The following is a 12,897-nucleotide window of genomic DNA, read 5'->3' as shown; positions in this document are numbered from 1 at the left end:
GGAACCGGTCTAGGATTGCGAGCTGACGTGTTGGAGCCGCTGCGCTGCCGTCAGGTCGGCTGTCTCGTATGCCTGGCTCGCGGTCATCAGCGCGTTCGCCGCTAGCTCCAGGTTTTCCTCCACAAGGGCGAAAAGGTCGTCCTGCCGGGCATGCCGTTCTTCCAGAACCCCGGCAATCCACCCGCAGAGCATGCCGTAGGCTGCGTCGTCCTGTGAGATGCTCGCACTGGCGTGCTTGATCGACGCGAACCCGTCACGTATCGCTTCCAGCCGCTTCGCGTGACGCCGCAGCTGCTCCGGATCAACCGCGAATTCCTCAGCCATGGGTCACTACCGTCCGATGTCCCGTATACGCTCGTCACCCTCGGGCCCTTGCAGACGCTGCTCGATCTTTTCTGCGATAGCTCGGGCCGCTACCGACTCGGGGCCCATCTCGTCAATGACGATCTCCCGAGACTTCCTGGCAACCTCGAGCCTGGCCTGCTGCACCGCGTAGAGGATCGCCCGAGCCACGGCATTCGGCGAGACCCGATGAATCCGCTGGGTCAGGTGCAGGTCAACCAGGACACCGGTGGAGTCGACCGTGACCTCAGCCAATCCGTCGGTGTCGGTCGCCGAGGCTCTCAACTGATCGAGACGGTCAGCCATGGCACGCGTTCTGGCCGCCGTCTGATCAATGCGATCCTTCCATTGACGCAAGTACTCGATGGCACCGTCCGGATCCAGCAGCTCACCACCCTCCACGGGTCTTGACACCGCACACTCCACTTCGCACGGAGACAGAGAGATTCGATGCTAGCAGGAGCGTTCGTCTTTCGATGTCGCCAAATCCACACACCGCCCCACAGGAGGGTGATTCGGCCTGTTTACACGGAGTTTCCGGTCGTGTCCACTCCGCGTCCGTCCTCGCCGTCCTCTGCGCCTTCTCCGTCGCCAGCCCGTCGATCGCTGTCCACAGGTGTCCAGGGGCTGGAGCGGCTACGTCGTCTCGCTGTCCGAGCCCGACGGCTGCTCGGTCGGCCGGCCGAGCGTAACGCCCGGTCGGCGGACCAGATCGCCCAGACGCTGTTCCCGTCCTCCCGGGCGGCGCGGCCACGCCTCGCCCCCTTGCACAGGTTGGAGGCCGTCAACCGGTTCGTCGACGTAACCACCGGTGGGCGGCCGTACCTATACCCCCTCGGACCCCTCGGTGCCGTGGGTGCACCCGACGGTGTTCAACGATCCTGACCGGCCCGATGCCCGGCCCCCGCGTACCGGCATCGAGCGCACGCAACGCGTCGTCGGCAGCCGCAGACTGCGGCATCTGGGGCACCAACCAGCTCGTCATCGGCCTGATCACGTGCTCGCACCGACGCCGATGCCCGCCTGGCTCGCTGGTGGTCCGAACAGCACGCCACCGCGGTGTTCGCCCGCAGCGGCATCCGGTCTGACGGCCACGGCGTCTGGCACGCCGGTGGCTGCACGGTGGGGTTCTTCGTCGAGCACGGCATCGACACCGAACCTCTCGGCGCTGCGCTACGGAATCCGACCCTCGTCGGTGCTGGCCTGCCAGCGCCACGTGCAGCCGTTCCGGCTCGCGACATGGTATGGGTGCGGCTGTCAGATGTCCGGGATCATGCTCTTGTGTTCCCAGTTTGCTCCCAATGTAAGGGACAACATGAGAAAAGCCTGTTACCGGATCTTCGGTAACAGGCCGCTGATCTGCGCGAATGCTGGTGGGCGATACTGGGTTCGAACCAGTGACCTCTTCCGTGTCAAGGAAGCGCGCTCCCGCTGCGCCAATCGCCCTTGTTTGTCGCCGAGGTGGAGACGGGATTTGAACCCGTGTACACGGCTTTGCAGGCCGTTGCCTCGCCTCTCGGCCACTCCACCGAGGTTGCCCCCGACATGTGGCGGCATCTCAGAGCGGACGACGGGACTCGAACCCGCGACCCTCACCTTGGCAAGGTGATGCGCTACCAACTGCGCTACGTCCGCTTGTCCTCCGGCGTTTCCCGGTGACGGATGAGAACTTTAGCCGAGGCCACGAACGTCTGCCAAATCGGGGGCATGATCGGCGGGTCACAAACGGGACGACCAGGCGAAACCCGGGGGCGGCGCCCGTCACGCCCCCTAGATCGTCCTAGGAACCTGGACCAGACTCTCCGGCCGGCACGGTCGCCGGACCGTGCCGGCCCGGCGACCGGGTCACCCGGACAGGAACGACGGCCGACAGGCACGGAGCCGGAGGGCCGCGGCACGCCCGCCGGCGGGTTCGCCGGGGGCGTCCGGAGGTCGCCGGCGGACTACCTCCCGTTCAGGTCGCCCAGGGCCTTCGCGGCACCCCGGTGCAGCACCACCGGGTCGGTCCGCCAGGCGAACTCCAGGCTGATCTCCTTCGCCGCCGCGTTCGCCTGCTCCAGCTGGGGCTTCCGCTCGAAGAGCGCCTTGGTCAGCACGCAGACCAGGTTGGCGTCGAGATCATCTTTCACGAGCAGGAGGTTCGGCACCACGATCGTCTTCACGTCCGCCGGCATGCCGTAGGTGGCGGCCGGGATCGACCCCTCCTCGTACACCGGGTTGATCTTCTTCATCTCGGCGAGCAACGGCGTGACGTCCAGGAACTCGACCTGGTCCCGGGCGGTGGTGAGCAGGTCGGTGATCCCGGGGGTGGGCAGGCCGCCCGACCAGAAGAGCGCGTCGATCGAGCCGTCCTTCATTCCGTCGACCGTCTTGGTCAGGTCCAGCCGCTGCGCCCGGATGTCCTTCTCCGGATCGAGCCCGGCCGCCTGGAGGAGCCGATGGGCGATCACCTCGGTACCGGACTTCGGCGAACCGGTGGAGACCCGCTTGCCCCGCATGTCCGCGACCGAGGTGATCCCGGCGCTCTTCCGGACGATCACCTGGGTGTAGTTGGTGTGGATCCGGGCCAGGGCCTGGATCGGCTGCTTCTGTCCGGCGAAGCTCCCGGTGCCCTGCACGGCGTCGGCGGCGGTGTCGGCGAGCGAGAACGCCACCGCGTACGTGCCGGCGACCAGTTGCTGGATGTTCTGCACCGAGGCCCCGGTCTCGGCCGCGGTCACCCGGACCTTGCTGCCCGGGGCGTTGGAGACCTGCTCGGCGTACGCGTTGCCGAGCGCGAAGTAGACGCCCGTGGCGTTACCGGTGGCGATGCTGATCCGGGTCTCGGTCGTCACCTCACAGGTGATCTCGCCCCCGGTGTCGGTGCTGGCGGTGTCCTGCCGGCCGCCGCAGCCGGCGACGGCGGTCAACCCGAGCCCGACCGCGGTGACCGCTGCCACCATTCCCGATACACGCTTCATATCGCTCCCTCTCCCACGCTCGATCTCTCATGACGGCGTGCCAGCCCGGTCCGGCGCTCCGGGCGCCGCCCGGTCGTCTGGCGCGCACCCGGGCGTCGCCCGGTCGTCCGCGGGCGTCGCCGGGCCGTCGCCGGACGCCCCCGCGTCCTCCCCGGACGTCGCCCCTGCACCGTCCGCAGGTGTCGCCGTGCCATCCGCAGCTGTCGCCCCTCCGTCCGCCGTCCGGGAGGCGGCGGGTGCAGCGGTTCCGGCGGCCTCGTCCTCGGGGAGCGCCTCGGCCGGCACCACCCGCGGTCCGGATCCGACGGCGTCACGGCACGAAGCCGCTCCGGACGGTGTCACGCCGGACACCGTGGGTTCACCGGCCGGATCGGCGGAATCGGTGCCCGGAACGGCAGAGTCCGCGGCCGGATCGGCGGAACCGGTGGCGGGACGGGCGGAACCGGTGGCCGGGGCGGGCCCGGCCCGGAACCGTCGGGCCAGTGCGATCAGGACGGCGACCACCGTCAGCCCGATCCCGACCGCGACGGAGACCGGGTGCAGGTAGAGCAGGAGAAGCCCGGCCAACGCGCACAGGACCCGCTCGACCGCTCCGGCCGGGCCCACCCCGAGCACCCAGCCGCCGGTTGCCACCGCCAACGCCGCGACGCCGAGACACGCGACCGCCCCGGTCCCGAGGATCTCCAGTGCCGAGCCGCGGCCGAGGAGGTGCTCCCCCGGCGCGGTCAGCACGAAGGCGGCCGGGGCGAGAAACGCCGGCAGGGCGTACTTCAGGGCCTGCCACATGGTGGGGATCGTCCGTCCGCCGGTGATCGCGGCCGCGCCCACCGCGGCGAGCGCGGTCGGCGGCGTGACCTCGGAGAGCACCGAGTAGTAGAAGACGAACATGGCGGCGGCCGGAGCCGGGACGTCCAGCGCGAGCAGCGCGGGCCCGATGATCACCCAGCCGATGATGAACGAGGCGGTCACCGGTACGGCGAGGCCGAGCAGCGCCAGCGCGACGGCGGCGAGGAGCACGGTCAGGGCCAGGACGACGGCCGGGTTGTCGCTGACCGCCTGGGCACCCCGGACCAGCAACGAGGCGAACTGCGCCCCCAGCCCGGTCTTGGTGGTGGTGGCGGTGACGATGCCGGCGGCGGCGCAGACGGCGGTGACCGGGAGGACGCCGCGAACCCCGGAGGCGAGCGCGGTGACGAGGCGGCGGGGGGTCAGCCGGTTGCGCCGGTCGAGGAACGAGAGGAGCACCGCCAGGGCGGTGGCGTAGACGACCGCGCGGATCGCGCTCACCCCGACCGCGAGCAGGACGACGATCACGACCAGCGACGAGAAGTGGTAGCCGAACCGGGCCAGCAGCCGCCACGGCGACGTGGCGGCCACCGCCACGGGACGGACCTGGAACCGGCGGGCGTCGATCTCGACCGCGAGCAGGATGCCGAGGTAGTAGAGCAGGGTCGGGATCACCGCCCAACCGAGCACCGTCAGGTAGGAGACCTCCAGGTACTCGGCCACGATGAACGCCGCCGCGCCGAGGGTGGGCGGGGAGAGGATCGCGCCGACCCCGGCGGCGGCGAGCATACCGCCGGCGTGCGTGGCCGGGTACCCGGCACGGCGCAGGATCGGCCAGGTGACGGCGCCGATGCTGACCGCGGTCGCGGTGCCGGACCCGGAGACGGTGCCGAGGAGAAACCCGGAGGCGACCGCGGTCCGGCCGGCGGCACTGCGGGATCGGCGGAACGCCGCCACCGAGAGGTCGACGAAGAACCGGCCGGCTCCGGAGAGGTCGAGCACCGCGCCGTAGATGGTGAAGAGCACGATGTACGTCGCCGCGACGTCCAGTGGGGTGCCGTAGAACCCGCTCCCGGAGTTGTAGAGCGCGTCCACGATCTGGCTGAAGTCCAGTCCGGCGTGGGCGATCGGCCAGGTCTGCGGCAGCAGGCCGCCGTAGTAGCCGTAGGCGAGGAAGAGCAGGCAGACCACCGGCAGGATCCACCCGGTGGTACGACGGCAGGCCTCGACGAGCAGCACCAGCAGCAGCGCCCCCATCACCACGTCGACCGGGGCGAGCAGGCCCTGGCGGTCGAGGAAGGCGTCGTACCCGCCGCCGGCGTCTCCGACGGCCAGCGGCAGCACCGGGTAGAGACAGACCAGCAGCGCCAGGCCGGCCAGCAGCCAGTCGACCACGGTCGGCTGGTCCCGGCGCCGCGGTTCCGATCCCTCCGTCCGGGGTACGCCCCGGGCCAGCCACGCCGGCAGCCGCAGCCCCGATCGGTAGGCGAGGAAGACCAGCGGGAGCACGCCGGCCAGGAAGATGATCAGATAGAACTGGCTACCCTGCGGCAGCGGCCGGAAGACCTGCCAGAGCACCAACAGCGCGACGGAGAAGGCGACCACCCCGACGCCGACCCCGACGGCTCCGGTGAGCTGGCGGGCGGGTCGCTCCTCGTCGTCGTACACCACCCCGCCGGAGGACTCGGGCGGGGCCTGCGGCGCCACAGGGTCCGGAGTGGATCGACGCGGATCCGGCCCGGGGTGCACGTCTGCAGAGATCTCGGCCACACCGTCGGACATGATCGGACAGTACTACGAAGCAACGACGGAAGCCGATCTTCCTAGGCTGGGACGGTCGTCCATCCGGGCAGGCCGGGGTGCGTCGGCCCCCGCGTCGAGCCGTCGGTCGAGGCGCGCGGGCCGGGCCGGAGGAGTGGCGCGCCGCCGGGCCGGGGGCGGGTCGTCGTCCGACCGGGGACCCCCACGAGCCGTCGACCGCGTTGGTACGGATCGGACGTGTTGGTGGCTCATTGTGCCGGCCTGGATGGGCTACCGTAACGGCGTGACTCGACGTGCGGCCGAGGTCCGCCTGGATGCGCTGCTGCGCACCGCCTGCGACGTGATCGCGACCCGCGGTCTGGCCAACACCCGTACGGCCGACGTCGCCCAGGCCGCCGGGGTCAGTCAGGCGCTGGTCTTCTACCACTTCGCGACGAAGGAGCGGCTGGTGGCGCAGGCGTTCGCGTACGCCGCCGAGCAGGATCTCGCCCGCCTCGACGCGGTGCTCCGGTGCGGCGCCACCCCGCTCGGCAAGCTCAAGAAGCTGGTTCGGCTCTACACGCTGCCGGCCCGGTCCCGCGCCTGGGCGATGTGGATCGACGGATGGTCGGAGTCGCTGCGCACACCGGAGCTGGAGAAGGTCTCCCGCCGGCTCGACCTGCGGCGGCGCGAGGGGCTCGGCGAGGTCATCGCCGCCGGAGTGGCGGACGGCGTCTTCGCCTGCGACGACCCGGCCGGCGCGGCCTGGCGGATCAACGCCCTGATCGACGGGCTCGCGGTGCAGCTGGCGGTCCACGAACGCGTGATCCCTCGCCGACAGCTCACCGAGTGGGTCCGGTTGGCGGTCGCCCGCGAGTTGGGCCTCTCCCCCGCCCAGCTGACCTGAGCGTCTCCGCGCGGCTACCGCGCGCCCCGACAAGGGGGCTGACCGGCTCCGGCCCGGCGCGATCCGTTGACAGTGGGAACACCGCGACGGTACGTTCGGGCGACTTGTTGAATGGTTTCATTTGCCTCGCCCCCGAGGTCGGGCGCCCTGCCCGACCTCGGGCGGCCGAGCCGATCGGACAACGACGATGACGACTGGAACCCTGCACCGTCCGCCCCCGTCCACCGCCGCGGCGGGAGGCACCGGGTCCCGTCGGGCTCGCTACCGGCGTGACCGGCCCGGTATCGCGTACCTCTTCCTCTCCCCCTGGGTGATCGGGGCGCTGCTGCTCACCGTCGGCCCGATGATCGCCTCCCTCTACCTCTCCTTCACCGACTACGACCTCTTCAGCACCCCCGAGTGGGTGGGGCTGGAGAACTACCGGCGGCTCTTCACCGACGACGCCCGCTTCCTCGCCTCGGTCAGGGTGACCGTCCTGTACGTGCTGGTCTCCGTACCGCTGAAGCTGGCCGCCGCCCTCGCGGTCGCGCTGCTGCTCAACCGCAACCGGCGCGGGCAGGGCTTCTACCGGTCGGCCTTCTACGCGCCCTCGCTGCTCGGCACCGGGGTGGCGATCGCGCTGGTCTGGCGGGCCATGTTCACCGACAGCGGTGTGGTGGACCAGATCACCGGGTGGGCCGGCTGGGACACCGGGGGTTGGATCAACGAGCCCGACTACGCGCTCTGGGTGCTGGTCATCCTCGCCGTCTGGCAGTTCGGCGCCCCGATGGTGATCTTCCTGGCCGGGCTCAAGCAGATCCCGACCGAGCTGTACGACGCGGCGGCGGTGGACGGCGCTAGCCGCTGGCGGACCTTCCGCTCGGTGACCCTGCCGATGCTCTCGCCGATCATCCTGTTCAACCTCGTGCTGGAGACGATCCACGCCTTCCAGGCGTTCACCCCGGCGTTCATCGTCAGCGGCGGTCGGGGCGGCCCGAGCAACGCGACGCTGTTCTACACGCTCTACCTCTACGAGCGTGGCTTCGCCCAGTTCCGCATGGGGTACGCCTCGGCGATGGCCTGGCTGCTGCTGCTCGTCGTCGCCCTCATCACGGCCCTGTTCTTCGGCACGTCCCGCCGCTGGGTCTTCTACTCCGGGGAGGACCGGTGACCACCCTGACCACTGCGCGCCCGGCGGAGCGGCCGGGCCGGCGGCTGCGCAGCATCGGCTGGCACCTGCTGATCATCGCCGTCCTGGCGGTCCTGCTGTATCCGGTGGCGTGGCTCGTCGCCACCTCGGTCAAGCCGACCGACGAGATCCTCTCCAGCCTCAGCCTGCTCCCCACCCGGCTGGCGCCGGAGAACTACTCGGCGGCGCTGGACGGCATCGCCGGAATCGGGGTCTGGCGCTTCTTCGCCAACTCGGTGCTGGTGGCGGTCGGCGCGGTGATCGGCAACCTGGTCTCCTGCTCGCTGGCGGCGTACGCCTTCGCCCGGCTGCGCTTCCGGCTGCGGGGGCCGCTGTTCGCGTTCACCCTGCTCACCATCATGCTGCCGTACCACGTGGTGCTGATTCCGCAGTACACGATCTTCAACAAGCTGGAGCTGGTCGGCACCTTCGTCCCGCTGATCCTGCCGAAGCTGCTCGCCACCGACGCGTTCTTCGTCTTCCTCATGGTGCAGTTCATCCGGGGTCTCCCCCGGGAACTGGACGACGCCGCCGCGATCGACGGCTGCGGTCCGATCCTCACCTTCCGGTACGTGATCCTGCCGCTGCTGAAGCCGGCGATGGTGACCACCGCCATCTTCACCTTCATCTGGACCTGGAACGACTTCTTCAGCCAGCTGGTCTACCTCAACGACCCGGAGTCGTACACGGTCCCGCTGGCGCTGCGGCTCTTCATCGACCAGACGAGCGAGTCGGCGTTCGGCCCGATGTTCGCGATGTCCGTGCTGAGCCTGGTGCCGGTGGTCCTCTTCTTCCTGGCGTTCCAGCGCTACCTGGTGGAGGGGATCGCCACCTCCGGGCTGAAGGGCTGACCCGCGGCGCGGACCGCCGGCGGGGCGTCACCGGGCCCCGGCGCGGGACGGCGGGCGAATCGCCTCAGGCCGGGAGCAGGGTGGCGACCTCGTCCCGGGTCAGCGCGCCGTCCGCCACGACGATCCGGTGCCGGCGCCGCAGCACGGAGCCGGCCCGGATCGGCCGGGTCCGCTCGTAGGCGAGCGCGACGCAGACCCCGGGGTAGATCCCGGTCCGCACGAACCAGTGGTCCCCGTCGCCGAGACCGGTGAAGACCAGGGTGTACGCCGCGCCGTCCACCGCGCGCCCCACCAGCGCCACCCAGGGCTCGGTGCTGCCGTTGACCGTCTCCTCGCCGTCGGTTCCCGCGGTGAAGGTCCGCGCCTCGCCCGGGGCGGCCCGCCAGAAGAAGCCGCCGTAGCCGGCGCCGCCGGGCCGGCCGTTGGTGGCCGGGCTCCCGAGTACCACGTCCCGGTCGGCCGGGGCGGTGAGGGTGTACCCGAAGTCGAGCAGCCAGGCGTCGGTCCGGCCGGGGACCTCGACGGCCCGGACCCGCCGCTCCTCGACCAGCAGGGTCGCGCCGGTCCGGTCCGACCAGCGCAGCCGCTCGGCGAAGCCGGTGGTGGCGGTCGCGTCGTCCCCGGCGCCCTCGCAGTCCGGGCGGTCGGGGGTGTCGCGGCCGTCCCCGGGGGCGTTCCCGTCGTCGGCCGGGAGCCAGGCGTCGTGGACGATACGGCCGTGGTCGTCCCGCCAGGCGTACCCGACGCCCCGGACGTACGTCCGACCGCCCCAGAGGTTCGTGCCGGAGACGTCCTGGAGCGCGACCGAGACCCCGAGGTGCCACGGGTGGTCCGCGGGCAGCGTGTCGGTGACCGGCACCCCGGCCAGGGTTCGCACCGGGTGCAGGTACGGCCGGGGACCCCAGCGCGGGTCGATCTCCGGGTCGACGACGTACTCCGCCACGATCTCGTCGCGTACCCGTAGCCGTACCGGGGTCGGCTCCTCGGCCATGCTCCGCTCCTGTCGCCGCTCCACGCCCCGCCGCCTCCGCCAGGGCTCCGGCCGGCGCGGGGTGCCGCCGGTACGCGGAGGAAAGCGCATACCCGGCCGAGAGGATAGCGGGCCGGGCCGACGGGACGGGGACCGCGCGGCGCCCCGACGCGCTGCCGCACGGCGTACCGTGTCGGGCGCGGCGGCGCCGGCGTACCCCGCGGCACGCGGGGTCCACGCAGGCAGGGTCCGGGCACGCAGGGTCCGGGGGCGACGCGCCCGGACGACGCCGCGACCGGCCCGGTGGTGCGGAAACCGCCGGGGCGGGTGGCGCGACCGGTTCCCCGGCCGCCGGATACTCTTGACACGTTTCAGGCCGGCGCCGCCGGACGACGGAGGGAGACGTGGTGGCGGGACCAGCGGTGAGCATCCGCGACGTGGCCGCCCAGGCGGGCGTGTCGGTGGGGACGGTCTCCAACGTCCTCAACCGACCCGACATCGTCGCCGCGTCGACGCGGAACCGGGTGCTGGCCGTGATCAACGAGCTGGGCTTCGTGCCGAACGACGCCGCCCGGCAGCTGCGCCGGGGCCGGGGCCGCACCCTGGGCCTGGTGGTGCTGGACGTCGCGAACCCCTTCTTCACCGACGTGGCGCGAGGGGTCGAGGACGCCACCGGCGAGGCCGGCATGGCGGTGATCTTCTGCAACAGCGACGGCGACCAGGCCCGGGAGAGCCGGTACCTCGACCTGCTGGAGGAGCAGCGGGTCCAGGGGGTGTTGATCACCCCGGTCGACGACGCCAACGAGCGGCTGGTCCGGCTCCGCGACCGGGGGGTGCTGGTCGTGCTCCTGGACCGGCGCTCGACCCGGGCCGACGTCTGTTCGGTCTCGGTCGACGACCGGCTCGGCGGGGAGCTGGCGATGCGGCACCTGATCGAGGCCGGGCACCGGCGGATCGCCTTCGTCGGCGGCCCGTGGGGTCTGGAGCAGGTCCGCGACCGCTACGAGGGCGCCCGGCACGCGTTGCGCGAGGCGGGGCTGGCCGAGGAGCACCTGCGCCGCTTCGAGACGGCCAGCCCGACCGTCGCGGCCGGCCGCGACGCGGCCTCCCGGATCCTCGGCCTGCCCCGGTCGGCCCGGGCCACCGCGGTGTTCTGCGCCAACGACCTGCTCGCCCTCGGTGTCCTGCAGGAGCTCACCCGACAGCAGGTTCGGGTGCCGGAGGACATCGCCCTGGTCGGGTACGACGACATCGACTTCGCCGCCGCGGCCGCCGTGCCGCTCTCCTCGGTGCGCCAGCCCCGGCAGCGACTCGGCCGGACCGCCGCGCAGTTGCTGCTGGAGGAGGCGAACGAGCCGGAACGGCACCGGCACCAGCAGGTGGTCTTCGAGCCGGAGCTGGTGGTCCGGGAGTCCAGCCGGTACGCCCGCCCCGCCGACTGACCGTTTCTTGACAGTGCAACGACACCGATCGTATGTTTGGGGCGCCTGGTTGAAACGGTTCATTGACGGGAGGTGGTCATGCGGCGCGTCTGCTTCATCCTCCGGGTCCGGCCCGACCGGCTGGCCGAGTACCGTGCGCGGCACGCGGCCGTCTGGCCAGAGATGCTCGCCGCGCTCCGGGAGGCCGGCTGGCACGACTACTCCCTCTTCCTGCACGACGACGGGCTGCTGGTCGGATACTTCCGCACCAACGACCTGGCCGCCTCGCTCGCCGCGATGGAACGCACCGAGGTCAACGCCCGCTGGCAGGCCGAGATGGCACCGTTCTTCGTCGGGTTGGACGGGCGACGTCCCGACGAGGGATTCATCGTCCTCGACGAGATCTTCAACCTGGACGCGCAACTCGCCGCGCTCGGCGACACGGAGGCCTGACATGACCGAGCGGCGCGAGGGCACCACCCACCACCGCCGCGGACGTCACCGCGGAGAGCGGCGAGCCGGACTCGTCGTCCGAGCCGGCCGGCGCGCCCACCACAGCGACGAGCGGAACGAGGGAACGGCATGACCACGCACAACGACGTCCGGGCCGCGCTGCGCGCGCAGCGGATCGAGGTGCCCTCGTGGGCGTACGGGAACTCGGGGACCCGGTTCAAGGTCTTCGCCCAGCCCGGCGTGCCCCGTACCCCGGAGGAGAAGATCGCCGACGCGGCCCAGGTGCACGCGTTCACCGGCGTCGCCCCCGTCGTCTCGCTCCACATCCCGTGGGACCGGGTCGACGACTACGCCGCGTTGGCGTCGTACGCCGCCGATCAGGGAATCCAGATCGGAACGATCAACGCCAACGTCTTCCAGGACGACGACTACAAGCTCGGCAGCGTCACCAACCCGGACCCGCGAATCCGTCGCAAGGCGCTGGACCACCTGTTCGAGTGCATCGACGTCATGGACGCCACCGGGTCGCGCGACCTGAAGCTCTGGTTCTCCGACGGCACCAACTACCCGGGGCAGGACGACATCCGCGCCCGGCAGGATCGGCTCGCCGAGGCGCTGTCGGCCACCTACGAGCGGCTCGGCCCCCACCAGCGGCTCCTGTTGGAGTACAAGCTCTTCGAGCCGGCCTTCTACACCACCGACGTCCCCGACTGGGGCACCGCGTACGCGCACTGCCTCCGGCTCGGCGAACGGGCCCAGGTGGTGATCGACACCGGCCACCACGCCCCTGGCACCAACATCGAGTTCATCGTGGCGTTCCTGCTGCGCGAGGGGAAGCTCGGCGCCTTCGACTTCAACTCCCGGTTCTACGCCGACGACGACCTGATGGTCGGCGCGGCCGACCCCTTCCAGCTCTTCCGGATCATGCACGAGATCGTCCGGGCCGACGCGCTGCGGCCGGAGTCGGGAATCAACTTCATGCTCGACCAGTGCCACAACATCGAGCCGAAGATCCCGGCCCAGATCCGCTCGGTGATGAACGTCCAGGAGGCGACCGCGAAGGCGCTCCTGGTCGACGCCGAGGCGCTGGCCGCCGCGCAGGCCGCCGGGGACGTCCTCGGCGCCAACGGGGTGCTGATGGACGCCTTCCACACCGACGTACGGCCGCTGCTGCGCGAGGTACGCGAGGAGATGGGGCTCGACCCGGATCCGCTGGCCGCGTACGCCCGCTCCGGCTACGCCGAGCGGATCGTCGCCGAGCGGGTCGGCGGCCAGCAGGCCGGTTGGGGGGCCTGAGCC

The 12,897-nt window shown here is 71.3% G+C and carries 11 protein-coding genes, 3 tRNA genes and 1 pseudogene; 7 read left to right on the top strand and 8 right to left on the bottom strand.

Translation table 11 applies throughout. The features are described 5' to 3' along the window. Positions 1 to 9: 9 nt before the first annotated feature. Positions 10 to 324 carry a type VII secretion target gene (locus EF879_RS07385; protein WP_123556117.1) on the bottom strand — a complete coding sequence of 105 codons (315 nt, stop codon included), beginning with the start codon at positions 322 to 324 and terminating at the stop codon, positions 10 to 12. A gap of 6 nt (positions 325 to 330) precedes the next feature. Further along, positions 331 to 744, bottom strand: coding sequence for a YbaB/EbfC family nucleoid-associated protein (locus EF879_RS07380; RefSeq protein ID WP_233604294.1), 414 nt, complete (start codon positions 742 to 744; stop codon positions 331 to 333). Between the two features lie 48 nt (positions 745 to 792). Here EF879_RS07380 and EF879_RS28745 point away from each other — a divergent pair. Then, positions 793 to 1,689 (top strand): annotated as a pseudogene (locus EF879_RS28745) (replication-relaxation family protein). 24 nt (positions 1,690 to 1,713) lie between these two features. Here EF879_RS28745 and EF879_RS07365 read toward each other — a convergent pair. From EF879_RS07365 to EF879_RS07345, 5 genes are all read right to left on the bottom strand, one after another. Further along, positions 1,714 to 1,788 (bottom strand) — tRNA-Val (locus EF879_RS07365). Between the two features lie 13 nt (positions 1,789 to 1,801). After that, positions 1,802 to 1,872: transfer RNA gene (locus EF879_RS07360), tRNA-Cys, on the bottom strand. Positions 1,873 to 1,904: 32 nt separating this feature from the next. Continuing rightward, positions 1,905 to 1,977: transfer RNA gene (locus EF879_RS07355), tRNA-Gly, on the bottom strand. 308 nt (positions 1,978 to 2,285) lie between these two features. Further along, positions 2,286 to 3,302: a TAXI family TRAP transporter solute-binding subunit gene (locus tag EF879_RS07350; protein ID WP_123556111.1), complete on the bottom strand. Its 1,017-nt coding sequence runs from the start codon at positions 3,300 to 3,302 to the stop codon at positions 2,286 to 2,288. Between the two features lie 27 nt (positions 3,303 to 3,329). Beyond that, positions 3,330 to 5,870, bottom strand: a complete 2,541-nt coding sequence (locus EF879_RS07345) for a TRAP transporter fused permease subunit (protein ID WP_233604293.1) — start codon at positions 5,868 to 5,870, stop codon at positions 3,330 to 3,332. 262 nt (positions 5,871 to 6,132) lie between these two features. Between EF879_RS07345 and EF879_RS07340 the strand changes: the two genes are divergently transcribed. From EF879_RS07340 to EF879_RS07330, 3 genes are all read left to right on the top strand, one after another. Then, complete coding sequence (locus tag EF879_RS07340; RefSeq protein WP_123556871.1) at positions 6,133 to 6,735, top strand: TetR/AcrR family transcriptional regulator; 603 nt, start codon at positions 6,133 to 6,135, stop codon at positions 6,733 to 6,735. Positions 6,736 to 6,922: 187 nt separating this feature from the next. After that, positions 6,923 to 7,885, top strand: a complete 963-nt coding sequence (locus tag EF879_RS07335) for a carbohydrate ABC transporter permease (RefSeq protein WP_123556109.1) — start codon at positions 6,923 to 6,925, stop codon at positions 7,883 to 7,885. Further along, on the top strand, positions 7,882 to 8,754 hold the full coding sequence (locus EF879_RS07330) for a carbohydrate ABC transporter permease (RefSeq protein WP_370375455.1): 873 nt from the start codon (positions 7,882 to 7,884) through the stop codon (positions 8,752 to 8,754). Before EF879_RS07335 ends, EF879_RS07330 begins: the two co-directional genes overlap by 4 nt. 64 nt (positions 8,755 to 8,818) lie before the next feature. On the opposite strand, the gene EF879_RS07325 is transcribed toward EF879_RS07330, so the two are convergent. After that, the gene (locus EF879_RS07325; protein WP_123556869.1) at positions 8,819 to 9,745 is read right to left on the bottom strand and encodes a PmoA family protein; all 927 of its coding nucleotides are present in this window, start codon (positions 9,743 to 9,745) and stop codon (positions 8,819 to 8,821) included. A 386-nt stretch (positions 9,746 to 10,131) separates the two neighbouring features. On the opposite strand from EF879_RS07325, the gene EF879_RS07320 reads away from it, so the two are divergent. The 3 genes from EF879_RS07320 to rhaI all read left to right on the top strand — a co-directional run bounded on the left by EF879_RS07320 (position 10,132) and on the right by rhaI (position 12,894). Next, a complete protein-coding gene (locus EF879_RS07320) occupies positions 10,132 to 11,166 on the top strand; it encodes a LacI family DNA-binding transcriptional regulator (protein WP_233604292.1) in 1,035 nt (344 codons plus the stop codon). Positions 11,167 to 11,244: 78 nt separating this feature from the next. Further along, entirely contained in the window at positions 11,245 to 11,598 is a 354-nt protein-coding gene (locus EF879_RS07315; protein WP_123556865.1) for an L-rhamnose mutarotase, read from the top strand. A 129-nt stretch (positions 11,599 to 11,727) separates the two neighbouring features. Then, a complete protein-coding gene (rhaI, locus tag EF879_RS07310) occupies positions 11,728 to 12,894 on the top strand; it encodes an L-rhamnose isomerase (protein WP_123556105.1) in 1,167 nt (388 codons plus the stop codon). Positions 12,895 to 12,897: the final 3 nt, after the last annotated feature.

The sequence above is a fragment of the Micromonospora sp. HM5-17 genome (genome assembly GCF_003762835.1).
Taxonomy (GTDB): Bacteria; Actinomycetota; Actinomycetes; order Mycobacteriales; family Micromonosporaceae; genus Plantactinospora.
The sequence above is the reverse complement of the archived record's forward strand: the minus strand, read 5'-3'. Positions and strand labels throughout refer to the sequence as shown.